At 67.5% G+C, this 23,924-nt stretch carries 22 protein-coding genes and 1 pseudogene; 6 read left to right on the forward strand and 17 right to left on the reverse strand.

Features of this window, described 5'->3' with window-relative positions; genetic code table 11:
- Nucleotides 1–10 precede the first annotated feature (10 nt).
- Nucleotides 11–3,013: a diguanylate cyclase gene (locus tag ACFPN1_RS00365; RefSeq protein ID WP_386752015.1), complete on the forward strand. Its 3,003-nt coding sequence runs from the start codon at nucleotides 11–13 to the stop codon at nucleotides 3,011–3,013.
- Between the two features lie 134 nt (nucleotides 3,014–3,147).
- Nucleotides 3,148–3,465, forward strand: a complete 318-nt coding sequence (sugE, locus tag ACFPN1_RS00370) for a quaternary ammonium compound efflux SMR transporter SugE (RefSeq protein ID WP_386752017.1) — start codon at nucleotides 3,148–3,150, stop codon at nucleotides 3,463–3,465.
- Nucleotides 3,466–3,511: 46 nt separating this feature from the next.
- On the opposite strand, the gene rnt is transcribed toward sugE, so the two are convergent.
- From rnt to ACFPN1_RS00440, 14 genes are all read right to left on the reverse strand, one after another.
- Nucleotides 3,512–4,195 carry a ribonuclease T gene (rnt, locus tag ACFPN1_RS00375; protein ID WP_386752019.1) on the reverse strand — a complete coding sequence of 228 codons (684 nt, stop codon included), beginning with the start codon at nucleotides 4,193–4,195 and terminating at the stop codon, nucleotides 3,512–3,514.
- Between the two features lie 54 nt (nucleotides 4,196–4,249).
- The gene (locus tag ACFPN1_RS00380; protein ID WP_386752021.1) at nucleotides 4,250–5,026 is read right to left on the reverse strand and encodes an HvfC family RiPP maturation protein; all 777 of its coding nucleotides are present in this window, start codon (nucleotides 5,024–5,026) and stop codon (nucleotides 4,250–4,252) included.
- The gene (locus ACFPN1_RS00385; RefSeq protein ID WP_386752023.1) at nucleotides 5,013–5,879 is read right to left on the reverse strand and encodes an HvfB family MNIO-type RiPP peptide maturase; all 867 of its coding nucleotides are present in this window, start codon (nucleotides 5,877–5,879) and stop codon (nucleotides 5,013–5,015) included. Before ACFPN1_RS00385 ends, ACFPN1_RS00380 begins: the two co-directional genes overlap by 14 nt.
- A 49-nt stretch (nucleotides 5,880–5,928) precedes the next feature.
- Complete coding sequence (locus ACFPN1_RS00390) at nucleotides 5,929–6,501, reverse strand: HvfA family oxazolone/thioamide-modified RiPP metallophore (RefSeq protein ID WP_386752024.1); 573 nt, start codon at nucleotides 6,499–6,501, stop codon at nucleotides 5,929–5,931.
- A 94-nt stretch (nucleotides 6,502–6,595) separates the two neighbouring features.
- Nucleotides 6,596–7,111, reverse strand: coding sequence for an RNA polymerase sigma factor (locus ACFPN1_RS00395; protein WP_386752026.1), 516 nt, complete (start codon nucleotides 7,109–7,111; stop codon nucleotides 6,596–6,598).
- 503 nt (nucleotides 7,112–7,614) lie between these two features.
- The gene (phoU, locus tag ACFPN1_RS00400) at nucleotides 7,615–8,310 is read right to left on the reverse strand and encodes a phosphate signaling complex protein PhoU (protein ID WP_386752028.1); all 696 of its coding nucleotides are present in this window, start codon (nucleotides 8,308–8,310) and stop codon (nucleotides 7,615–7,617) included.
- 109 nt (nucleotides 8,311–8,419) lie between these two features.
- Complete coding sequence (gene pstB, locus ACFPN1_RS00405) at nucleotides 8,420–9,244, reverse strand: phosphate ABC transporter ATP-binding protein PstB (RefSeq protein WP_386752030.1); 825 nt, start codon at nucleotides 9,242–9,244, stop codon at nucleotides 8,420–8,422.
- Between the two features lie 76 nt (nucleotides 9,245–9,320).
- On the reverse strand, nucleotides 9,321–10,199 hold the full coding sequence (pstA, locus tag ACFPN1_RS00410) for a phosphate ABC transporter permease PstA (RefSeq protein WP_386752032.1): 879 nt from the start codon (nucleotides 10,197–10,199) through the stop codon (nucleotides 9,321–9,323).
- Entirely contained in the window at nucleotides 10,199–11,158 is a 960-nt protein-coding gene (gene pstC / locus ACFPN1_RS00415; protein WP_386752034.1) for a phosphate ABC transporter permease subunit PstC, read from the reverse strand. Before pstC ends, pstA begins: the two co-directional genes overlap by 1 nt.
- Nucleotides 11,159–11,662: 504 nt before the next feature.
- The gene (gene pstS, locus ACFPN1_RS00420) at nucleotides 11,663–12,682 is read right to left on the reverse strand and encodes a phosphate ABC transporter substrate-binding protein PstS (RefSeq protein ID WP_386752036.1); all 1,020 of its coding nucleotides are present in this window, start codon (nucleotides 12,680–12,682) and stop codon (nucleotides 11,663–11,665) included.
- A 213-nt stretch (nucleotides 12,683–12,895) separates the two neighbouring features.
- A complete protein-coding gene (locus tag ACFPN1_RS00425; RefSeq protein ID WP_386752038.1) occupies nucleotides 12,896–14,056 on the reverse strand; it encodes an OprO/OprP family phosphate-selective porin in 1,161 nt (386 codons plus the stop codon).
- A 282-nt stretch (nucleotides 14,057–14,338) separates the two neighbouring features.
- Entirely contained in the window at nucleotides 14,339–15,100 is a 762-nt protein-coding gene (nth, locus tag ACFPN1_RS00430) for an endonuclease III (RefSeq protein ID WP_386752040.1), read from the reverse strand.
- Nucleotides 15,097–15,477, reverse strand: coding sequence for a hypothetical protein (locus tag ACFPN1_RS00435; protein WP_386752042.1), 381 nt, complete (start codon nucleotides 15,475–15,477; stop codon nucleotides 15,097–15,099). Before ACFPN1_RS00435 ends, nth begins: the two co-directional genes overlap by 4 nt.
- 20 nt (nucleotides 15,478–15,497) lie before the next feature.
- A complete protein-coding gene (locus ACFPN1_RS00440; protein ID WP_386752044.1) occupies nucleotides 15,498–16,295 on the reverse strand; it encodes an enoyl-CoA hydratase/isomerase family protein in 798 nt (265 codons plus the stop codon).
- A gap of 193 nt (nucleotides 16,296–16,488) precedes the next feature.
- On the opposite strand from ACFPN1_RS00440, the gene ACFPN1_RS00445 reads away from it, so the two are divergent.
- From ACFPN1_RS00445 to ACFPN1_RS00455, 3 genes and pseudogenes are all read left to right on the forward strand, one after another.
- Complete coding sequence (locus ACFPN1_RS00445; RefSeq protein ID WP_386752046.1) at nucleotides 16,489–17,190, forward strand: FKBP-type peptidyl-prolyl cis-trans isomerase N-terminal domain-containing protein; 702 nt, start codon at nucleotides 16,489–16,491, stop codon at nucleotides 17,188–17,190.
- Nucleotides 17,191–17,281: 91 nt separating this feature from the next.
- Nucleotides 17,282–18,087: pseudogene (locus ACFPN1_RS00450) on the forward strand (CoA pyrophosphatase).
- Between the two features lie 69 nt (nucleotides 18,088–18,156).
- Complete coding sequence (locus ACFPN1_RS00455) at nucleotides 18,157–19,008, forward strand: sulfurtransferase (RefSeq protein ID WP_386752048.1); 852 nt, start codon at nucleotides 18,157–18,159, stop codon at nucleotides 19,006–19,008.
- Between the two features lie 72 nt (nucleotides 19,009–19,080).
- Here the strand turns inward: ACFPN1_RS00455 and ACFPN1_RS00460 are convergent, their stop codons facing one another.
- Nucleotides 19,081–19,854, reverse strand: coding sequence for an enoyl-CoA hydratase/isomerase family protein (locus tag ACFPN1_RS00460; protein WP_386752050.1), 774 nt, complete (start codon nucleotides 19,852–19,854; stop codon nucleotides 19,081–19,083).
- A gap of 39 nt (nucleotides 19,855–19,893) precedes the next feature.
- On the opposite strand from ACFPN1_RS00460, the gene ACFPN1_RS00465 reads away from it, so the two are divergent.
- Complete coding sequence (locus tag ACFPN1_RS00465; protein WP_386752052.1) at nucleotides 19,894–20,343, forward strand: copper chaperone PCu(A)C; 450 nt, start codon at nucleotides 19,894–19,896, stop codon at nucleotides 20,341–20,343.
- A 5-nt stretch (nucleotides 20,344–20,348) separates the two neighbouring features.
- Here ACFPN1_RS00465 and ACFPN1_RS00470 read toward each other — a convergent pair whose 3' ends face one another.
- Nucleotides 20,349–20,753, reverse strand: coding sequence for an acyl-CoA thioesterase (locus ACFPN1_RS00470; protein ID WP_386753991.1), 405 nt, complete (start codon nucleotides 20,751–20,753; stop codon nucleotides 20,349–20,351).
- A 5-nt stretch (nucleotides 20,754–20,758) separates the two neighbouring features.
- Nucleotides 20,759–23,653, reverse strand: coding sequence for an excinuclease ABC subunit UvrA (gene uvrA, locus ACFPN1_RS00475; RefSeq protein WP_386752054.1), 2,895 nt, complete (start codon nucleotides 23,651–23,653; stop codon nucleotides 20,759–20,761).
- Nucleotides 23,654–23,924 lie beyond the last annotated feature (271 nt).

Consider the following 23,924-nt stretch of genomic DNA (forward strand, 5'->3'; position numbering starts at 1 on the left):
GGGGGAACCGATGCGGACAGCGGCAGGCAGGTGGACAAGGCGCAGGGCGCTCCAGTGGCTCGCCGCGCTCTGCCTCTCGACTTTGCCGATGCTGTCCCTTGCGGTCGGGGCCAGCGCCACTGCATTTCCCGGGCCGCCGCCGCTGCGCGATTACGTCGTCGACGCCTGGAGTTCGCGCAACGGCCTGCCGCACAACTCGCTGCGCGATATCGCGCAGACGCCGGAAGGCTACCTGTGGTTCGCCACCTGGGAAGGCGCCGTGCGCTACAACGGCGCCGGGTTCACCGTCATCGCGCGCGGCACGCAGTCGGGCCTGCGCGACAACGGCATCGGCTCGCTGTACGTCGATCCGCACGGCCGGCTGTGGCTGAGCGATTCGCGCGGCAACCTCGGCCGGCAGCAGCCCGACGGGCAATGGACGTACTGGACGCGCACGAAGGATTGGCCCGAAGCGCTGATCCACGACATGGCCATGGACAGCCGCGACCGGCTCTGGCTGCTGTTCGAAGGTCATGGCCTGGGCTGCGTGCATCCGGACGGGCGTTTCGAATACTTCGCGCCGCCGCCGGGAATCCCGCTGCAGGCGAGCTTCCCGCGCATGGCGATCGACGCGCAGGACCGGATCTGGGTCGGCACGCTGGACGGTCTGGCGATCCGCGAACCCGACGGCCGATGGCATCGCGCGCCGGCGCGCCTCGACCTGCCGCACGGACTCGTCTGGCCCTACCTCGCCCCGGACGGCGCGATCTGGCTGCTGGCCGACGGCCGCGTCTACCGGATGCAGGCGGGCGAAGCGGTGCCGATGTACGCGCTGCCCGGCCTGGGCCATTTCACTGCGATGCTGCAGGATCGCAACGGCGATATATGGCTGGGCACGGAGAACAAGGGCATCGTGCGCGCCGGTTCGCACGGTATCGAGCGCCTGTCCGCCGGCGACGTGTTGCCGAACGGCCGCATCGCCAGCCTGCTGGAGGATGACGAAGGCAGCATCTGGGTGGGCGCGAACGGCGGATTGTTCCGCCTGCGCGAAACCCTTTTCGGCAGTTACACGCGGCATGACGGGCTCTCCGGCGATTACGTGCGCGCGGTGCTCGAAGACAGCCGCGGTGTGCTGTGGATCGGTGGCGGTGGCGGCCTGGACCGGATGGACGGCGACGGCACGATCCGTCCGGTTCCGCTCGGCAGTCGCAATGCCGACGCGCTGTCGGTGCTGAGCCTCGCCGAAGACCACGCCGGCGATCTGTGGGTGGGCACCTACACCGACGGCGTCTTCCACCTGCGCGACGGGCGCCCGCTGGCGCATTACGGGCCGGCGCAGGGATTGCCGAGCGGTCACGTGCGCGCGCTGGTCGTCGACGACCACGGCGCGGTCTGGGCCGGCACGCGACGCGGCCTGGCGCGACTCGAGGCGGGACGCGCGATGCCGGCCGAAGCGCCGGACATGCCGCAGGGCCTGATCACGGCGCTGGCGAACATCGACGGTGCGCTGTGGATCGGTTCGGTCGAAGGCGCCAGCGTGCTGCGTGGCGACCGCGTCGAGCGCCTCGCGCTGGAGCGGCCGGGCGGCGCGCGTTCCGTATTCGGTTTCCAGAAGGTCGGGCAGGACGTGTGGATCGCCACCGACCGCGGCCTGTACCGCTACCGCAACGGCCGCCTCACGCGCGTCGGACTCGAACAGGGCCTGCCGGTGGACACGGTGTTCCAACTGGTCGCGGACCGCTTCGGCAATGCCTGGATCAGCAGCAACCGCGGCGTGCTGCGCGTCCGTCTCGACGAACTGCAGGCTACGGCCGACGGTCGCCGCGCCGCAGTGCACGCGGAGCGCTACACCGAAGCCGACGGACTGGTGAGTTCGCAGGCGAACGGCAGTTCCGCGCCGGCGGCGATCCTGCGTCGCGACGGCACGCTCTGGGTCGCGACCGCAGCCGGGCTGGCGACGGCGGATCCGGCGCGCCTGCCGCGCTATCTGGTGCGCCCGCCGCCGCCCGTGGTGATCGAGGACGTGCAACTGGACAGTCGCGATTTCCCCTGGCGCCGGCAGACCTCGCTCCCGGGTGGCGAACGCATCAACGTCGCGTACGTCGCGCTCGGCTACGTGCTGCCGGAGCGCATCCGGTATCGCACGCGCCTGGTCGGCCTGGATCACGACTGGATCGAGCGTGGACAGCAGCGCAACGTGGAATTCATCGGCCTGCCCCCCGGCGACTACACGCTGCTGGTCTCCGCAGCGCAGCCCGGCGGCGAATGGAGCACGCGCGCGGCGCGCTGGGAATTCACCATCCGGCCGTTGTGGTGGCAACGTCGCGACACGCAGGCGGCGCTCGGGTTCGTCGTGCTGCTGGGCCTGTTCGCGCTGTACCGGTACCGGGTGCGCCGGTACCGCGCGCGCAACCTGCGGCTGGCGCGCCTGGTGGATGAGCGGACGCGCGACCTGCGCGATCAGGCCGAGCGTCTGCTCACCGTCGATCGCGAGCGCAACGAGTTGCTGCAGCGCCTGCGCGAGCAGGCTGAAGGCTACAGCCGCCAGGCGCGCGAGGACGCGCTGACCGGGCTGCCCAACCGCCGCCACTTCGACGAAGTGCTAGCCCGTCATCTCGCGCAGGCGGCGCGCGGCGGGCATCGGTTCTCGCTGGCATTGCTCGACATCGACCACTTCAAGCGCGTCAACGACACGTACTCGCACAGCGTGGGCGATGCGGTGCTGAAGGAAACGGCGCAGGTGCTCGCGGTCGACAGCCGCGCGTCCGACCTGCTGGCGCGACTGGGCGGCGAGGAGTTCGCGTTGCTGCTCCCCGATGCCGGTCTGGAGGAAGCGCGGGCGCTTTGCGAACGCCTGCAGGAAAGCGTGCGCGAACGCCGGCACTGGGCCGGCATCGCCGGCCTGCGCGTGACCTTCAGTGCCGGCGTGGCCGAGTACCGGGCCGGCGATTCCCGCGAGCGTCTGATGCAGCGCGCCGACGTCGCGTTGTATCGCGCCAAGAGCGAAGGGCGCGACCTGGTTCGGGAAGGGTGATGGCTCGGTGTCGACACATGGCCGCGACATGGGCGGTGGTGATTCGTGCTGGAATCGCGGCGTAAGCAGGAGGCCGGGGACGACCCCGCCGCTCCATCTCATACGGGGACGGCCCCTCACTCGGGAGAACTGCAATGCCCTGGCTCATCCTCGTGCTCGCCGGACTGTTCGAAGTCGGCTGGGCGATCGGCCTGAAATACACCGAAGGCTTCACGTGCCCGTGGCCTTCCATCGCAACGGCGTGCGCGATGGTGGTCAGCCTCGGGCTGCTGGGCATCGCGATGAAATCCCTGCCGGTCGGCACGGCCTACGCGGTGTGGGTCGGCGTGGGCGCCGTGGGCACCGTGATCCTCGGCATCGTGCTGTTCGACGAGCCGCTCAATGCCCTGCGCATCGGCAGTGTGGTGCTGATCGTCGCGGGTCTGGTCGGATTGAAGCTGGCCACTCCGTAGGGAAGGGTGGACCACCACGCCGAACACGAACGGATTCGGCGTGCGCCTACACCAGGTGCGGATCGCTCTCTTCGCCTGTCGGTGGCGGCGTCGCGTCGGCGACAGGCGCTTTCAGCATCGGCCAGCCATTGACGATCCGGCAGAACAGCTGCGCCGTGCGTTCGGTGTCGTACACCGCCGAATGCGCTTCCTCGTTGCGCCATTCCAGGCCTGCCGCCTGCACCGCGCGCGAGAGCACCGTCTGTCCATAAGCCACGCCGGCCAGCGTCACGGTGTCGAACACGCTGAAGGGATGAAACGGGCTGCGCTTGTGGTTGCAGCGAGCGATCGCAGCGTTGAGGAAATTCAGGTCGAAATGCGCGTTGTGCCCGACCAGGATCGCGCGCTGGCAGTTGTGCCGGCGCATGGCTTCGCGCACGGGCGCGAAGACGAGGTCCAGCGCGGCGCGCTCCGGCTTGGCGTCGCGGAAGGGGTGGTCGAGAATGATGCCGGTCACTTCCAGCGACCTGGGATCGATCTCCGTGCCCGTGGCCGGTACCACGTGGCTGCTGGTGACTTCGCCGACGAAAAGCTGCCCGTTCCCGTCGATGTCGATCGGCGCGACGGCGATCTCGAGCAGCGCATGCCGGTTCCAGTCGAAGCCGCCGGTCTCCACGTCGACCACGACCGGAAGAAATCCGCGGAAGCGGGTGGCGAGCGGGGAAACGGACTTCTTTGCGGCTTCTTGCATCCGGGCAGTGTAGCCGGATGCGCACAGGCCGGTGTGCCGTATGCGCGACGGACGCTAGGGCAACGTGCCCAGCAATGTGCCGTTGCCGCGCATCTGCTCGAGCAGTTCGCGCCCCTGCGCGAGAAAGGTGTCGTCGGCGGGAATCCCGGCTTCCTGTGCGAGGACGAGCAGTTGCTCGCGTCCGCTCGCCCGCGGCTGTTCTTCCAGCAGCGTCAGCAGGCGGTAGGCCAGCGCACTCAGTTCCGAAAAGCGCACGTTGCCGTCGGCTTCGCGACGCAACAGCAGGCAGGTGACGGCATCCGGCGGCGCGGCGGGCTGGTAGTCGGGCCCCAGCCGATGCACGGGCCAGCGGTAGGCGAGCGGCCAGGCGAGCGGCGACACCACCGGCGCGCGCGCAAGCAGGTCGCCGTGCGGATCGTGGGCGACGTCCTCGATGCGCGCTTCGGAAATCTGCAGGGCCAGTTCCACCCACTCGTAGTGCGCGAGTTCGCGCAGGAACGGCGGATCCAGCTCCGGCAGCGATTCGAGATAGCGCAGGAATTCGCGGGCGATCTCGGGAAACAGCGGCGTCTGGCTGCGGTGGTCGCGATAGAAATCGCGCACCAGCGCCTGCCAGCGCGCGGCGCCGAGCGTCCGGCGGATGACCGGGAAGTTGCCGGCCAACAGGCTTTCGATGTTGTTGGCCAGCAGTTCGCGATAGATCGCCAGCCGCCGGTCCTCGATTCCGGGCGGAGCGGGGACGTGCTGCGGATCGCGCAGGTGGCGGGTGAGTTCCAGCTGCTGCTCGCGCAACCGTGCGGGGGCGCAAGCGTGTGCGTCAGCCGCGGACATGGCGTGCCTGTGCGTGTGCCGATGCGACAACGGGCGCCAGTCCGTGCATGGTCGCGCGGATGGTGTCGAGCTCGGCCACCAGTTCCGCGTACGGCGGGATGTTGAAATCGCGCTCCAGCAGCGTCGGGCGCGGCCCGAAGCGCTCGTACGCGGCGCGCAGCAACTGCCACACGGCGTCCTTCACCGGGGCGCCGTGCGTATCGACCTTGAGGTCGTCGGCTTCGTCGTAGTGGCCGGCGACGTGGATGTAGGCCACGCGCTCGCCGGGCAGCTGCGACAGGAATTCGTGGGCGTCGTAGCGATGGTTGATCGCGTTGACGTAGATGTTGTTGACGTCGAGCAGCAGATCGCAGTCGGCCTCGGCGAGCACGGCGTTGATGAAGTCGATCTCGCGCATGGCCTGGTGGGGCGCGGCGTAGTAGGAGACGTTTTCCACCGCGATGCGACGGCCGACGATGTCCTGCGCCTGGCGGATGCGCGCGGCCACGTGGTGCACGGCTTCGTCGGTGAAGGGGATCGGCAGCAGGTCGTAGAGCTGGCCGTCGTCGGCGCAGTAGCTCAGGTGCTCGCTGTACAGCGCGACGTGGTGGCGGTCGAGGAAGCGGCGCACGCGGCCGAGGAAGGTTTCGTCCAGCGGCGCGAAGCCGCCGAGCGACAACGACAGGCCATGGCAGACGAGCGGATGCCGGGCCGCCAGCGCTTCGAGCGCGTCGCCGAACCTGCCGCCCACGCCGATCCAGTTCTCCGGCGCACATTCGAGGAAATCGAAATCGCCGGCAGGCGCCGAACGCAGCGCTTCGATCAGCGATCGACGCAGGCCCAGGCCAATGCTTGTTGCAGGAAGCGAGTGCATCACGGGAAGGAGCGGCGGGAGGCGATGTTCCTCCCGCCGCCGGTTCACATCAGGCCATGCCGCCGCACTTGCCTTCGCCGCACTTGCCTTCCATCTTGGCCTTCTCGTCGGTCGGCTTCTGGTCGCCGCCGCACTTGCCCTCGCCGCACTTGCCTTCGGTGGCCTTCATTTCGTCGGCGCTGATGAAGCCGTCCTTATCGGTGTCGTGCATGGAGAACATCGCCGCGTCGTGATGCGCACCGAACTCGGCGGACGAGACCTTGCCGTCCTTGTCGGCGTCCATGAAGGCGACGCCGCACTTGCCTTCGCCCTTCTTGTCGCCACCGCAGCCGCCTTCGGCCTTTTTGTCGCCACCGCAGCTGCCTTCGGCCTTCTTGTCGGCGCCACAGCTGGCTTCGGCCTTCTTGTCGGCGCCGCAGCTGGCTTCGGCTTTCTTGTCCGCGCCGCACTTGGATTCGGCGGCCTTGTCGGACTTCGCATCGCCCGCCGCCTGGCTGGCACTGATCATGTAGCCGCCGGCGAGGTCGGTCATGGCGAAGGCGGAGCCGGACAGCGCGAGACCACCGACGAGGGCGGCGCCGACGGCGAGGGCGAGCGGTTTGTTGGTCTGCTTGGTGGACATGGTGTGCTCCTGTTGCTGGGACTTGGGGCAGGGCCCCGCGGATGAGGCCGGCCGAGTATGTACGGAACGGCTTGGAAAAGGGTGCCGGGATCGGTCAGGCGGCAAGGTATTCGCGGGCCACCACGCGCGCGCGATGCAGGCGCGATTTCACCGCCTCGCGGCTGAGGCGCAGTTGCGCGGCGATCTCCTCGATGGTCAGTCCTTCGAGGTCGCGCAGCAGGATGACTTCGCGGTAGTGCATAGGCAGCGACTCCAGCGCCGCGGCCACGTCCTGGCGCCATTCGATCGGCTCCGGATAGACGAGCGGCATCAGGCATTCGGGGATGTCCTGCCCGGTGAGCAGCTTGCGGCCGCGCTTGAGGCGATTGCATTCGCGCTTGACGATGCGGAACAGCCACGAGGTGAAGCATTCGATCTCGCGCAGGCTGCCGAGTTTGCGCGAGACCAGCAGCAGGCTCTCCTGCACGGCGTCCTCGACGTCGTTGACGATGCAGTGGAACTCGGCGTAGCGGCGCAGGTTCTGGCGCGAGTGCGTCAGGACGCGTTCGAGCGCGTTGCGGTCGCCGGTGCGCGCCGCCTCGAGGTCGCCAGTGGCCAGTGCCAGTTCCATGTCGGTGTCTTCCCTCGCGGGTCCGGAGAATGCGCGCCGCCCGGGGCGCGTGCATATCCCAAGAGTGGGGGAAGGCCGGAAAAGGTGCGGGCGTGAAGGTCGCCTTCACGCCTGTATTCAGCTGATGTTTACCCATGCCGCAGGTGAGGGCTGCCGCCCTTGCCGGCGGGTAAGGAAGACTGGACCCCCTCGTCCCGCCGGGGTGAAGGGGAAGCAACCCCTCGCCCCGCTTGCGGGGAGGGGGACAGCATCGCGCAGCGATGCAGGGTGAGGGGGCGAAGCAACGGCAACAGCTACAGCAAGAGCAAGAGCGCCCCTCATCCGCCCGTTGGGCACCTTCTCCCCGCGGTGCGGGGAGAAGGAGGAAGCACCCCTCGCCCCACGGTGCGGGGAGAAGGAGGAAGCGTCCCCTCGCTCCGCTTGCGGGGAGAGGGACAGCATCGCGCTAGCGATGCAGGGTGAGGGGAGGGGCGAAGCAACAGCAACAGCAGCAACAGCGCCCCTCAGGCGCGTGTCGAGATGGACTCGTCGCGCTTCTCGCGCGGAGGCAGCGGTTCGTCGCCCTTGACCAGGAACCAGACGTTCTCGGCAATGTTGGTCGCATGGTCGCCGACGCGCTCCATGTTCTTGGCCATGAACAGAAGATGCGTGCAGCCGGTGATGCTGCGGGCGTCTTCCATCATATAGGTGAGCAGTTCGCGGAACAGGCCCGTATAGGCGATGTCGATCTCGGCATCGCGGGCACGCACCCGCTGGGCCTGTTCGATGTCGCTGTCGCGGTAGGCCGCGAGGGCGTCGCGCACCTGCTGCACGGCCAGCGTGCCCAGCGCATGCAGGCCGGCGATATGCGGGAGCGGCGGGGCGAGGTTGAGCGCGCGCGAACGCTTGGCGACGTTGGCGGCGAGGTCGCCGATGCGCTCGATGTCGGCGGCGATGCGGATCGCGGCGAGGATCTCGCGCAGGTCGCGCGCCATCGGGCCGCGCAGCGCCAGCTTCATCACGTCGTGGCTGACTTCGTGCTCGAGCGCGTCGATCGCTTCGTCGTTGGCGATGATGCGCTCGGCGGCCTTGTCGTCGCGGCGCTGGACCACGTCGAGCGCGGCTTCCAGCTGCGCGGCGGCCATCTCGCCCATGCGCAGGGTCTCGTTGAGCAGGCGCTTCTGCTCGTCGTCGTAGCTCTTCACGATGTGGTCGTGCATGGTGGGGAACTCGAAAAGCGGGAATGGGGAGTAAGGAAGGGGGAACGGATGGCTGCGGCGAGGGTGGGTGTCAGGATTGTTTCGTTCCCTATTCCCTATTCCCTCCGCCTTATCCAAACCGCCCGGTGATGTAGTCCTCGGTCTGCTGCTTGGTCGGCTGCGAGAAGATCGTTTCGGTCGGTCCATGTTCGACCAGGTCGCCCAGGTACATGAAGGCGGTGTAGTCGGACACGCGTGCGGCCTGCTGCATGTTGTGGGTCACGATCGCGATCGTGTAGTCCTTTTTCAGCTCCTCGACCAGTTGCTCGATGCGGCTGGTGGAGATCGGGTCCAGCGCCGAGGTCGGTTCGTCGAGCAACAGCACGTCGGGCCTCAGTGCGACCGCGCGCGCGATGCACAGGCGCTGCTGCTGACCGCCGGACAGGCCCAGCGCGCTCTGCCCGAGCTTGTCCTTCACCTCGTCCCACAACGCGCCCTGGCGCAGCGCGCTTTCGACGCGATCGTTCATTTCCGACTTCGACAGTTTCTCGTGGTGACGGATGCCATACGCCACGTTCTCGAAGATGGTCATCGGAAACGGCACCGGCTTCTGGAACACCATGCCGACCTTGCTGCGCAGCCGGTTCATCGGGTACTTCGGGTCGAGGATGTTCTCGCCGTCCAGCAGCACTTCGCCCTTGGCCTGCAGCTTCGGGTACAGGGCATAGATGCGGTTGAAGACCCGCAGCAGGGTGGACTTGCCGCAGCCGGACGGGCCGATCAGCGCGGTCACGCGCTTCTCCGGAATCTCCAGGTTGATGTTCTTCAGCGCGTGGAACTTGTCGTAGTAGAACTCCACGCCGCGCGCGGCCAGCTTCACCGGTTTGTCGGTGGCCGACGCCGCCGCGGCACCGCTGCGGTCGGGCATTACTACGTTGAGGCGAGCGTCGTTCATGGCGGCGGTGTGTCGGAAGGAAGTGGGAGAGGGCGCTTGCGGAAGTCCGTCCATGGCATCCTCGTTCGCGCGCGGCCTAGTCATGGGTGATCTTGTTGCGCAGCAGGAAGGTGCGCGCGAGCAGGCTGACGGCGAGCACGAACAGCGTCAGTACCAGCGCGCCGGCCCAGGCGATCGCTTCCCAGTTGGCGAAGCCGCTGCCGGCGAACTTGTACATGACCAGCGGCACCGCGGCCATTGCCCCGGACAGGTCGGTGCTCCAGAACTCGTTGCCGAACGCGGTGAACAACAGCGGCGCGGTTTCGCCGGAGATGCGGGCCAGCGCGAGCAGGATACCGGTGACGATGCCGGCTGAGGCGCTGCGGTACAGGACCTGCATGGTCACCTTCCACTGCGGCACGCCCAGCGAGAGCGCGGCTTCGCGCATCTGCGCCGGCACCAGGCGCAGCATCTCGTCCGTGGTGCGCACGACGACCGGCAGCACGATGAACGCCAGCGCGATCGCGCCCGCGATCGCCGAGAAGCGGCCGCCGGTCTGCATCACGAACACGGCATAGACGAACAGGCCCAGCACGATCGACGGGGCCGACAGCAGGATGTCGTTGACGAAGCGCACCGCGGTGCCGAGTTTGCGGTTGTTGCCGTACTCGGCCAGCCAGGTGCCGGCCGCGATGCCCAGCGGCGTTCCGATCAGGATGCCCAATGCGCACATCACGATGCTGCCGAAGAACGCGTTCTTCAGGCCGCCTTCTTCCAGCGGCGGCGGCTGGTTCTGGGTGAACAATGCCCAGTTCACGCCCCCCAGGCCCTTGGACACCAGTGTCCAAAGGATCCAGCCGAGGAAGCACAGGCCGAACAGCGCGGCGACGGTGGCCAGGCCGATGGCGATGGCGTTGGCGATGCGGCGGCGCAGGTAAAGCCCGGTGGAAACGCGGGTGCGGGTCGCGACGCTCATCAGTTGCCCTCCCTTCGGGACAGCTGCAGCAGCATGAGACGGGCGATGGCGAGCACGACGAAGGTGACGATGAACAGGACGAAGCCGAGCAGCAGCAGGGCCGACCGGTAGGTCTCGGTCGCCTCGCCGAAATCGTTGGCGATCAGCGCGGCGATGGTGGTGCTCGGTTCGAGCAGCGATTTGGTGAAGCCGACGCTGTTGCCGATCACGAAGGCCACGGCCATGGTCTCGCCCAGCGCGCGGCCGAGACCGAGGAACACGCCGCCGATCACCGCCGAGCGGGTGTAGGGCAGCACGATGTCCCAGCTCACTTCCCACTTCGTCGAGCCCAGCGCATAGGCCGATTCCTTCAGGCGTGTGGGCACGGTGAGGAAAACCTCGCGCATCACCGACGAGATGAAGGGAATCACCATGATCGACAGCACGACGCCCGAGGTGAGCATGCCGGCCCCGATCGGCGGGCCCTGGAACAGCGGCCCGATCACCGGCCAGGTGCCGACGTGGTCGTTGAGCCAGGGCACGATCGTTTCGCGCATCACCGGCATCAACACGAAGAAACCCCACATGCCGTAGATGATCGACGGCACGCCAGCCAGCAATTCGATCGCCGAACTGACCGGGCCGCGCAGCCAGCGCGGCGCGACTTCGGTGAGGAAGAAGGCGATGCCGAAGCTCACCGGCACCGCGATCAGCATGGCGATGATCGCGGTGACCACCGTGCCGTAGATGGGTACCAGCGCGCCGTACTTGTCCTCGACCGGATTCCAGTCGCTGGAGAAGAAGAAGCTCAGCCCCTGCACCTGCAACGCGGTGCGGCCACCCCACAGCATCGACAGCGCGGCGCCCGCCAGTGCCACGAGAACGAACAGCGCGGTGCCGGTCAGCAGCCAGCGGAACAACTTGTCGTTGCGCGCGTCGATGGCGTCGCGGCGGGTGTGGATGGGGAGTGTCGTGTGCATGCGTGCTTTGGGAGGCTGTGCGTTGCCGGATTCTCTGTTCGTCATTCCCGCGAGGCGCTTCATCACAGCCGAAGGCTGGTCAAGCGGGAATCCAGTGCCTTTGCTTTTAGATCACGTCCACGCAGGTTGGAGCCCAGCCCCTCGCATCTTCGTCATTCCCGCGAGGCGCTTCATCGCAGCCGAAGGCTGGTCAAGCGGGAATCCAGTGGCTTTGCTTCTAGATCACGTCCACGCAGGTTGGAGCCAAGCCCCTCGGATCTTCGTCATTCCCGCGAGGCGCTTCATCGCAGCCGAAGGCTGGTCAAGCGGGAATCCAGTGCCTTTGCTTCCAGATCACGTCCACGCAGGTTGGAGCCCAGCCCTCGCACCTTCGTCATTCCCGCGAAAGCGGGAATCCAGTGTCTTTGTTCTTTGCGGTTGATCGTTTTGCTTGGCTCACGGCGGCAAGTCATAAGCAAAGTCGCTGGATTCCCGCCATCGCGGGCATGACGAGAAAAAATCGGATCAAAACATCAGGTTCTCCGCCCAGTAGGCCTCCACCTGCTGCACCAGCGAGTCCGGCAACGGCACGTAGTCCAGCGACTTGGCCTGGGCATCGCCGCTCGCGTAGGCCCAGGTAAAGAAATCCCTGGCGTTCTTCGCGCCGGCGGCGTTCTTCGGCTGCTTGTACATCAGGATGAAGTTGGTGGCGGTGATCGGCCAGGACTTCTCGCCCGGCGCATTGGTCATCACCAGGTAGAAGTCCTTCGCGTTCGCCCAGTCGGCGTTCGCGGCGGCGGCGGCGAAGGTTTCGTCGGACGGCAGCACGAAGTTGCCGGCGGCATTCTTCATGCGCGAGTAGGCCATCCGGTTCTGCAGCGCATACGACAGCTCGACGTAGCCGATGCCGCCCTTGATCTGCTTCACGTAGGCGGCGACGCCTTCGTTACCCTTGCCGCCGATGCCGGTCGGCCACTTCACGGCCGTGCCTTCGCCGACCGAGGACTTCCACTCCGGGCTGACCTTGGAGAGGAAGTTGACGAAGTTGAAGGTGGTGCCCGAACCGTCCGAGCGATGCACGACGGTGATCTTCGCGTCGGGCAGCTGCAGGCCGCTGTTGAGGGCGACGATCGCCGGATCGTTCCACTTGCTGATCTTGCCGAGGAAGATGTTGGCGAGGGTTTCGCCATCGAGCTTCATCGCGCCCGAGGCCACGCCCGGGACATTGATCACCGGCACCACGCCGCCGATCACCGAGGGAAACTGGGCGAGACCGAACTTCGCGAGTTCGTCGGGCTTGAGCGGCGCATCGGACGCGCCGAAGTCCACGGTGCCGGCCTTGATCTGGGCGATGCCGCCGCCCGAACCGATCGACTGGTAGTTGACCTTCTTGCCGGTGGTCCTGGCGTACTCGGCCGACCACTTCGACATGATGGGGTAGACGAACGAGGCGCCGGCGCCGGTGACATCGGCGGCGAAGGCGTTGGCGGCGAAGGTGGTCGCAACCGCCAGCGCGGCGAGACGGAACTTGAAGGACTTACTCACGGATGGGCTCCTGGGGAGAAATGGCGGGCAGCGCCCGCTCCGTGCTGCATTCCATAACGGTTCGATGACAGGGCCGCGTCACGAATGTTGCAGCCCGGTGACAGTGGTCGCCGGCGTGGGCGCGGTCGTGCTTCGCGCGACGCGGAAACGCGCGCAAAAGAATGGGGCGCGGTGCGAGCCGCGCCCCAGGGATTCCGGAGAGGAGGAATCCGCTTACCAGTAGAACTGCATGCGGGCTTCGATCACGTCGGGGTTGTCCTCGAGCGCGCCCTTCTCCTGGCTGACCTTCACGTAGTCCAGCATGAACTTGAAGTTCGAGCGCCAGTACCAGTTCACGCCGGTGGTGATGCTGTCCATCTCGCCGCCGACGATGCCGCCGTCGGTCAGGTCGATCGTGTCGTAGCGCAGGCCCAGCTGCCACATGCCCTTGGCCGGATCGTCCGGCAGACCGGTGGTCGGGGTGCCCGACTTGTAGCCCCAGGTCTCGCCGGTGACGTTCCACAGGCCCGAGACGTAATAGCCGTCGCCGCTGAAGTCGTCGAAGCCGCCGTAGCGCGGGACGTCGATGTTCATGTACTCGGCCTGCAGCTTGAACGGGCCGTTGATCCACAGGCCCTCGGCGCCCATGACGCTGGCGCGGTCGGCGTTGCGCAGGTTGCCAGTATCGACGAAGCGGGCGCCGACCATGTCGGCCATCGGACGGGCACGCAGGCGCAGGGTGTCGGCGTCGGTGTCCTTGTCGAGGTAGGACGCGCCGAAGTGCAGGACGTTGCCCTGTTCGTTGATCGGCGCGAAGTAGCCGCGCAGGGCGTAGCCACTGCCGTGTTCGCGGTTGCGGGTCAGTTCACGGCCGAAGTAGCTGCCGGTCACGCCCCAGTTGGCGTCGCCGACGTTGTACTGGACGCCGACGCGGCGCGCGGTGCCCAGCGAATTGGTGATCGACGACTTGGAGATGAAGTCGTTGTTCTTCGTCGACGACAACTCCTCCATCGTCGCGCCAGGCTGCTTGAACTGGCCGACCTGGACGAAGTGGTTGGCGTTGTTGCCGAACTTGTACTTCACGTTGGCGTCGAGGAACTTGTCGTCCTTGGCGTCGTAACCGAGCACCCATTCGATGTTGCCGGGGCCCTTGCCCTTGAGCACGAGTTCTGCGCGGCGCAGCTCCTGCAGGGATTCCTGGCCGTCCATGTCCGTCGCCGTATCGGCGCCGTAGTCGATGGCGTCGACGTTGAAGTCGTAGAAGTCGGCCTGCACGAGGCCTTCGAACGCGACTTCCGAACCGCCGATGACGTCGAGCGCGACCTCGGCGTGGGCCGCCGGCGCAACGAGCGCGGCCAGCAGGGCGACGGACAGGGTGCTGCGGGAGAGTTTCATGGACTTGGCCCTTAGGGCGTGGAGAGGACCCGCGCAGGCTAAGTAGTGAAGATTGCGTACATGTGACAGTGCTGACTTATTTCCCCGCGGTGACCATCCGCTGACGGGCTGTCGGCAGTCGCGGCCATTGGGCCGCTCTACGGGTCCGTGTCGGCGGGAACGCCATGGGCGCGATGGGTGATCGGTGATCGGCGCGCAGTGCGGTGCGTGGTCGCGGCCATGGGCCGCTGCTGCGGGTCGGTGTGTGTGGGCGCGCCACGTGGCGCGAAGGATGATCGGCGATCAGCGCGTCGCCGGTACCGGCTCGCCCGGCGTCTTGTCCGGATAACGGCAGATGTCCCGGATCGCGCAATGTGGGCAATCCGGTTTGCGGGCCTTGCATACGTAACGGCCGTGCAGGATCAGCCAGTGATGCGCATCGTGCCGGTAGCGCGGTGGAACCACGCGTTCCAGTTCGGTTTCGACGGCGCGCACGTCCTTGCCCGGCGCGAGACCGGTCCGGTTGGAGACCCGGAAGATGTGCGTGTCGACCGCGATCGTGGGTTCGCCGAACGCGGTGTTGAGCACGACGTTCGCGGTCTTGCGGCCAACGCCCGGCAACGCTTCCAGTGCGGCGCGATCGCGCGGAACTTCGCCGCCGTGCTTCTCCAGCAGCTGGTGCGCCATCGCGACGACGTTCGCGGCCTTGGTGTTGAACAGCCCGATCGTGGCGATGTAAGGCTTGAGTCCCTCCACGCCAAGCGCAGCAACTTGCGCGGGTGTGTTGGCGACAGGGAACAGCTTGCGCGTGGCCTTGTTCACGCCGACGTCGGTCGCCTGCGCGGAGAGCGTGACGGCGACGAGCAGTTCGTACGGCGTGGTGTATTCGAGTTCGGTCGTCGGTTTCGGGTTGAGCTCCGCCAGGCGCGCGAACAACTCGTCGATCTCCGCCGGCGACAGGCGCTTGCCGCGCGCCTTCGTCGCTGGCTTGCCGGCAGCCCTGGTCGCGGCCTTCTTCGAGATCTGTCTGGCGGTCTTCTTTGCCGCGGTTTTTGCGCCGCTCATGACTTGCGGCGTTCCGCCGCGCGCGCCTGGGCGCGGGCGAGGGCCGCCGCGGCAGCCGCAGGCAATGCCGGCATCGCGGCTTCGCTTTGCGTCGTCGCGGCCGGCGGCGTGCGCGCCGCCACGCGTTCGCGTGCGCGTCGCTCCAGTCGCGCTGCGCGGGCGCGATGGCGTTCGCGCGCGGCGAGTGCCCGCAGGCGGGCATCGCGTGCGGACGCCACCATGGCGACGCAGACGTCAGCGCACGTCTCGCAGGGAACCCACGCCAGCAGTCCCGCTTCGATGGCCGCATCCAGGTCGTCGACGGCCAGTGCCGCGGCGATCGCGTGTTGCGGCGAACGCGCGGTGCACTGGCAGAGGGGGCAGGCGGTGTCGCTCATCGGTCGCGATGGTTGCGCGCTCAGGCGCCCTTGAACTCCGGCTTGCGCCGTTCCAGGAACGCCGAGGTACCTTCGCGCATGTCCTGGGTCGAGAACATCAGGCCGAACTGCGCCGACTCGTATTCGAGGCCTTCCTCGATGCCGCATTCGCCGCCGATGTTGATGCAGTCGATCATGCCGCGCAGCGCGAGCGGCGCGGCGTTGGCGAGTTGCTCGGCCAGCTTCATCGTCTCGGCCTCGAGTTCCGCGGCGGGCACGACACGATTGACGATGCCCAGTTGCAACGCGCGCGCGGCGTCGATCGGTGCGCCGGTGAGGCACAGTTCCAGCGTCGCGGCTCGGCCCGCGAGGCGCAGCAACCGTTGCGTGCCGCCGAAGCCCGGAATGAGGCCGAGGTTGATTTCCGGCTGCCCCACCTTCGCGGTGTCCGCGGCGATGCGCAGATGGCAGCACATCGCCAGCTCCAGCCCGCCGCCGAGCGCGAAGCCGTTGACCATCGCGATCACCGGCTTGGGCATGCGTTCGACGCGACGCATCATGCGGGTGCCGCGCAGCGAGAAGTCGCGCCCCTGCACCGGCGTGAGCGAATTCATTTCGGCGATGTCGGCGCCGGCAACGAAGGCCTTGGGGCCGGCACCGGTCAGCACGACCACGCGTACCGACGGATCCGCGGCGGCCGCATCGAAAGCGGCATGCAGCGCATCGAGTGTCGCGGCGTTGAGCGCATTCAGCTTGTCCGGCCGGTTGATGGTGACGATACGGATGGCGCCGCGGTCGGAGACGGTGACGGGAGCCGCGGAAGACGTGGATTCGGACATGGGCGTAGGGATTTTTTCGCCCTGCGCGGAACTCCGCGCGGGCTCGAGGGTCACAGGGGAGGCGTCAGTGGCGGTTAAGCCCTGCCGCCGTTATCCTAGCGCGCTCTTGGGGTCAACCGGTCAGGTCGACGCAAGGGCATCAGTTTGCCGGGCGGCGCAGGCCGCCTTCTTTTCATAAAGAGGTTTTCAACGAATGAAGTTGCGTCTGATTGCTGCCGCCGTCGCGGCCCTGCTCCTCGCCGGCAACGCTGTCGCGCAGGATACTTCGACCGAAAAGGGCAAGCTGAGCTACGCGCTGGGCTATGACCACGGCGTCAAGCTGGCGGAACTCGCCGCCGCCGGCGAACAGCTCGACCCGGCAGCCGTCGCCAAGGGCCTGCAGGATGCGATGGCCAAGAAGCCGACCGCGGTGCCGGAAGACCAGCTCGCCCCGGTGTTCAAGAATTTCCAGAATCGCCAGATCGCGCGTGCGCAGAAGGCAAAGGCCGAGTGGGACAAGGCCGCGAGCGACAACAAGGCCAAGAGCGACACCTTCATCGCGCAGAACAAGGCCAAGGCCGGCGTGAAGGCGCTGCCCAGCGGCGTGCAGTACCGCGTGATCGAAACCGGCAACGGTGCCAAGCCGACCATGGCCAGCACCGTGCAGCTCGAAGTCGCCGGTCCGTATCCGTTCGGCGTCCGTCCGCAGCAGGCGCGTCCGGCCGGACAGGTCCCGGGCATCAAGGTGAGCGAGATCGAAGTCGCCGCCATGCGCGAAGTGCTGCAGCAGATGCCGGCCGGCTCGAAGTGGGAAGTTACCCTGCCGCCGGAGAAGTACATGGGCAACAACCCCGCCAGCGGCTTCCCGCCGAACATGGCGGTGCAGTTCGAGATCAAGCTGGTCAGCGTGAAGTAACGCCACCGGCGTTCCGCATCGCTTCCCGCATCGCGCCGGCCCTGTGCCGGCGCAATGCGTTTGGAGCGTCGAAACCCGTACACTCGTGATGATGACGACCTACTTCCGCGCCGTACTGAGTCCCTGCGTCGGCGTGTGCTCCCTGGGCGAAGACGGCATGTGCGACGGTTGCCATCGCACGACGGCGGAAATCGCGCGCTGGTCGCAGATGAACGACGACGAGCGCCTGCACCTGATGGAAAGGGTGTTGCCCGAACGCGAGTCGCGCCGCGGGTGACCGGCGCCGCCGTCCCGCTCGCACGCATCGTCGCGGCGCTGCACCCGCTGGCCGACGCGCCCACGGGCGACGGCTGGAACCACGCCGACATCGTCGACCTGCTGCCCGAAGGCGCGCCGCTGGTGGAAGCCGCGGTCCTCGTCGGCCTGGTCCAGCGCACCGGCGGCATGCAGGTGTTGTTGACGCGGCGGACCGAGGCGCTGCGTCATCACGCCGGACAGGTGAGTTTTCCCGGCGGCCGGCTCGAAATCGAGGACACCGATGCGGTAGCGGCCGCATTGCGCGAGACCTTCGAGGAGGTCGGGATCGCAGCGACGCAGATCGAACCCCTCGGCTACCTCGACGCCTTCACCACCATCACCGGCTTCCGTGTGCTGCCAGTGGTCGCGACCATCGTCGGGGACTACGCGGCCCGGCCCGATCCCAACGAAGTCGCCGAAGTCTTCGAAGTGCCGCTGGCATTCCTGCTCGATCCGGCCAACGTCGCCAGCCTGGTGCTGGAACACCGCGGGCGGACCCGGCAGGTACTGGAATACCGCTATCCCGGCCAGCGCATCTGGGGCGTCACCGCCGCGATCCTGTCGAACCTGCGCCAGCGGCTGGCGGCGCTGGACGAGTGAATCCAGGCGAATGACTGACGGCGCGGCGGCTGCGCCTACAATCGGCCGTCCGCAACGGGAGAACGCCTGATGGCCTGGAATACGCTGGTGCAAGCCGAAACGCTCGCGGTCGCACTGGAGCGTCCCGACCTGGTGCTCGTCGATTGCCGCTTCTCGTCGGCCAGTCCGGGCGCGGGCGAATTCGCCCACTCGCAGTCGCACTTGCCCGGCGCGGTCTACGCGCACCTGGAGCGCGACCTTTCCGACATGAGCCGGCGCGGCAACGGCAATGGCCGGCACCCGTGGCCCGATGCGGCCACCTTCATCGCGAAGCTGGGGCACTGGGGCATCCAGCCGCACCACCAGCTCATCGCCTACGACGATGCCGATGGGGCGATGGCCTCGCGTTTCTGGTTCCTGATGCGCGCGCTGGGCCACGAAAAGGTCGCGGTGCTCGACGGCGGCTTCGCACGCTGGCAGGGACTGCGTCTGCCGATGGATGGCAACCTGGTACGGCGTACGGCCACGACGTACCCGGCCAGGGAATTCGATGCCTCGCGCCTGCTCGATGCGGAGCAGGTGCAGGCGCGGCTGGCCGAAGGCGAGATGCTCATGGACGCACGGCCGGCCGACCGGTTCCGTGGCGAAAACGACTTCATGGATCGCGTGCACGGCCACGTGCCCGGCGCGATCAACCGGCCCTATGCCACGAACCTGCAGGAGGACGGCCGCTTCAAGCCGCCGGTGCAGCTCGCGGCGGAATTCCGCGAGGCGCTGGCCGGGCGTGCGCCCGTGCAGGCGATCATGATGTGCGGGTCCGGCGTCACCGCCTGCCACAACCTGCTGGCGATGGAGCGCGCCGGGCTTACAGGGGCTGCGCTCTACACCGGATCCTGGAGCGGATGGATCGAGGATCCGTCGCGGCCGGTCGCGAAGGGCTGAGTCTTCGCGGCAGTGCGTTCGCGGCGGGTGTGCGAGCCCGCCGCGGCGCTGTCTTGTCTTGGCTGTCTGGTGTTACTTGCCCAGGCGCGCGACCAGCGCTTTCAGGCCGGCCTGGGTATCGGGTTCGGTCCAGGCATCGATGAAGCGCTCCAGCCGGATGTTTTCCGGACGCATCGCGGCGACGAGGTCCGCGCGCGAAATGGCCCGGGTTGCCAGCACCGGCTGGCGCGGCAGTTTCAGCAGCGCCTGCAGCCAGGCGACGGAGCGGGCGACCACCTGGTCGCCGTCGACCACTTCGTCGACCAGGCCGATCGCCAGCGCGCGCTCGGCATCGACGAGTTCGCCCGTGGCCAGCAGGACGCCGGCGCGGTGCTTGCCCACGGTGCGTTCCATGAGTTGCTGGATGCCCGCCGGTGCGACGAGGCCCACCTGGGTTTCGTTGAGGCCGATGCGGAACGGCCGCGCCGGATCGCCGGAACGCGCCATCACCCGGTAATCGCAGCACAGCGCGAGGACGCAGCCGCCGGCAGGCGCGTGCCCGGTGAGCGCCGCGACCACCGGCACCGGCGAAGCGGCGAGGGCGAGGGCCGCTTCGAAGAACGCACCCCACCCCGCGAGCAGCGCTGCCCGGTCCTCGCCGAGCGAGAGCAGGTGCGGGACGTCGAGTCCGGCGGAAAACACCTTCGGATTTCCCGACAGCACCAGACCCGCGGCCCCTTGCGCGATTGCGTCGGATAGGGCATCGCGCAAGGCGCGGCAAAGGTCGGGATCGAGTGCATTCACCGGCGCGCGCGCCAGCCGGATTTCGATGATGTCGCCGTCGTGGCGGAGGATTTCGATGCCCATGCGTGAAGTCGTCCCGGAAGCAGCCGGTATCATAGGCGCATGAACCCGTTTCGAGCTTCCCTCCAGTCTTCGCTGCTTGTCGCTTGCCTGGTGCTGGCGCTACCGGCGGATGCGCGCGAATGCGCGGCCCAGGTCCGCGACGGCTGGATCCGCCTGACTCCGGTGAAGATGCCGATGATGGCCGGCTTCGGCCGCATCGAGAACAAGTGCGCGCAGCCGGTCACCATCGTGGGCGCGAGCAGTCCGGCGTTCGGCGACGTGTCGCTGCACGAAACCCGCGTGGTCGATGGCGTCAGCCGCATGCGCGCGCTCCCGGAGTTGCGCATCGCGCCGGATGACGCGGCCGTGCTCAAGCCGGGCGGCATGCACCTGATGCTCATGCAGCCGCGCACGACGCTGAAGGAAGGCAGCCGCGTCGTGATCGAGTTCGCGCTGAAGGACGGCGGCGTATTGCGCGGCGAGCTGGAAGTGCGCAAGCCCGCGCCGTAAGCGCGTTACGCCATCGCCTCGCGGACTGCGTCCGGCAACGGAATCGGCCGGCCGCTGGCGCGATCGATCCAGACCACCACCACGTGGCCGTCGCAATAGAGCGTTGCGCCGTCTTCCGACACGATCCGATGACCGATGGTCACGCTGCTGCTGCCGATGCGATCGGCGAACAGTTCGACGACCACGTCCGACGGATAGGGAATCGGCATCCGGTAGTTCAGCTGTACCGCCGCCAACAGCGGCGCCATCGCGTCGTCGACCCACACGCCGCCCCAGCTGGCGAACCAGCGGATGCGCGCTTCCTCCAGGTAGGTAAGGAAGTTGGAGTTGTTGACGTGGTTGAACGCGTCCAGGTCGCGCCAGCGCAGCGCGACGGGCATGCGGAACAGCACGGGCTTGTCGGTGGTCACGGCATTCATGCGGCGGATTTCTTCTTCGCCGGCTTGCGCGCGGTTTCGCCGGGCGTGATGCCCAGCAATGGCGCGAGGAAGCGGCCGGTATGCGAGTGCGGCAGCATCGCGATGTCCTCGGGCGTGCCGGTGGCGAGGATGGTGCCGCCGCGATGGCCGCCCTCGGGGCCGAGGTCGATGACCCAGTCCGCGGTCTTGATCACATCGAGGTTGTGCTCGATCACAACGATCGTGTTGCCGTCGTCGCGCAGCTTGTGCAGCACGCTGAGCAGGTGCTCGATGTCGTGGAAGTGCAGGCCGGTGGTGGGTTCGTCGAGGATGTAGAGCGTGCGGCCGGTGTCGCGGCGCGAGAGTTCCTTCGACAGCTTCACGCGCTGCGCCTCGCCGCCCGACAGCGTGGTCGCGCTCTGGCCAAGTTTGATGTAGCTCAGGCCGACATCCATCAGCGTTTCCAGCTTGCGCGAGATCGACGGGATCGCCTCGAACAGGTTCAGCGCATCCTCGACGGTCATCTCGAGCACATCGTTGATGTTGTAGCCCTTGTAGAGGATCTCCAGCGTCTCGCGGTTGTAGCGCTTGCCGTGGCAGACGTCGCAGGGCACGTACACGTCCGGCAGGAAGTGCATCTCGACCTTGATCAGGCCGTCGCCCTGGCAGGCTTCGCAGCGGCCGCCGCGCACGTTGAAGCTGAAGCGGCCCGGCGAATAGCCGCGGGCGCGCGCTTCGGGCACCTGTGCGAACAGTTCGCGCAGTGGCGTGAACAGCCCGGTGTAGGTCGCGGGATTCGAGCGCGGGGTGCGGCCGATCGGCGACTGGTCGATGTCGACGACCTTGTCCCACAGGTCGAGGTTTTCGTGCGACCGGAAGGGCGCGGGCGTGTGCGAGGCGCCGTTGAGTTCGTTCGCGGCGATCGCGTACAGCGTGTCGTTGATCAGGGTCGACTTGCCCGAGCCCGACACGCCGGTGATGCACGTGAACAGGCTGGCCGGAATCGCCAGGTCGACGTCCTTGAGGTTGTTGCCGCTCGCGCCGTGCAGATGGAACGTCGCCTTCGGATCGGGCCTGTTCCGCTTCTTTGGGACTTCGATCCGCTTCTTGCCACTGAGGTATTGACCGGTGATCGAACGCGGCGCCTTGAGCACGTCGGGCACGGAGCCCTGCGCCACGACTTCGCCGCCGTGCACGCCCGCGCCCGGGCCGATGTCGACGACATGGTCGGCGAGGCGGATCGCGTCCTCGTCGTGTTCGACGACGATCACCGTGTTGCCGAGATCGCGCAGGCGGGTGAGGGTGCCGAGCAGACGCTCGTTGTCGCGCTGGTGCAGGCCGATCGACGGCTCGTCGAGCACGTACATCACGCCGACCAGGCCCGCGCCGATCTGCGAGGCCAGGCGGATGCGCTGCGCTTCACCGCCGGAGAGCGAGTCGGCCTTGCGTTCGAGGGTGAGGTAATCCAGGCCGACGTCGACCAGGAAGCGCAGGCGGTCGGTGATTTCCTTGACGATCTTGATCGCGATCTCGCCGCGCCAGCCCGGCAGGTTGAGTGCGCGGAAGAACGACAGCGCCTCGTCGATGGGCAGCACCACCAGTTGCGGCAGCGGGCGATCGGCGACGAAGACGTTGCGCGCGGCGCGGTTGAGGCGCGCGCCGCCGCATTCGGTGCAGGAACGCTCGCTGATGTACTTGGCCAGTTCCTCGCGCACCGCAGCCGATTCGGTTTCCTTGTAGCGGCGCTCCAGGTTCGGGACGATGCCCTCGAAGCGGTGCTTGCGCTGGTGGCGGGTGCCGCTTTCGCTGGTGTAGGTGAAGTTGATCAGGTCGTCGCCGCTGCCGAACAGCACCGCTTCACGCACCTTCTCCGGCAACGATTGCCACGCGGTGTCGACGCTGAACCTGTAGTGCTTCGCCAGCGACTGGATCAGGGCGAAGTAGTAGGCGTTGCGGCGGTCCCAGCCGCGCACCGCGCCGGCCGCGAGCGACAGTTCGGGATGCACGACCACGCGCGCCGGATCGAAGAACTGGGCGACGCCCAGGCCGTCGCAGGTCGGGCAGGCGCCGACCGGCGAGTTGAACGAGAACAGCCGCGGCTCGAGTTCCGGCAGCGAGTAATCGCAGACCGGACAGCTGTACTTGGAGGAGAACAGCAGCGGCTCGCTGCCGTTATCGGCGCCGGGCGGCTTGTCGAGCGAATGCACCGCCGCCATGCCATCGCCCAGCTTGAGCGCGGTCTCGAAGGATTCGGCCAGGCGCTGCTTGATGTCCTCGCGCGGCTTGAAGCGGTCGATCACCGCTTCGATCGTGTGCTTCTGGCGCAGTGCCAGCGGCGGCACCGCGTCGATTTCGTAAAGGTTGCCGTCCACGCGCACGCGCACGTAACCCTGCGCGCGCAGCTGCTCGAAGATCTGCGCATGCTCGCCCTTGCGTTCGCGCACGACCGGGGCGAGCAGCATGTAGCGTTGCTCGGGGTCGAGCGTGAGCACCTGATCGACCATCTGGCTGACCGTCTGCGCTTCCAGCGGATAGTGGTGGTCCGGGCAGCGCGGGGTGCCGACGCGCGCGTACAGCAGGCGCAGGTAGTCGTAGATCTCGGTGATGGTGCCGACGGTCGAACGCGGGTTGTGCGAGGTCGCCTTCTGTTCGATGGCGATCGCCGGGGACAGGCCCTCGATGTGGTCGACGTCCGGCTTCTCCATCACGCTGAGGAACTGGCGCGCGTAGGCCGAGAGCGATTCGACGTAGCGCCGCTGGCCTTCGGCGTAGATCGTGTCGAAAGCCAGAGAGGACTTGCCCGAGCCGGACAGGCCGGTGATGACGATCAGCTTCTCGCGGGGGAGGTCGAGATCGATGTTCTTGAGGTTGTGCGTCCGCGCGCCGCGGATGCGGATGAAATCCAGCGCCATTGAGAGTGGGGATCCGGGGGCGAACAGGGGAGCGTAGCGAGGGGACCAGATGGGGGCAAATGGCCGGATTCCCCAGTCTGGCTTCCTCCTGTCGCAGGATTTGCGACGGGCCGGGACCCAACGGTTCAGAGAGTTGATCGGCAGTCGCTCCCGGGCCTTGTCGGCTTTCCGGGGCGGGCGGATCTGCCCCCGCGACCGGGCCGGCGGGGAAGGGCTGCCCGGGTGTCCGGCCGCTTTCCGGGTCAGTTGACCCTAACTCCCTGAAACCTAT

This window comes from Lysobacter yangpyeongensis (assembly GCF_042655745.1).
Taxonomy (GTDB): Bacteria; Pseudomonadota; Gammaproteobacteria; order Xanthomonadales; family Xanthomonadaceae; genus Agrilutibacter; species Agrilutibacter yangpyeongensis.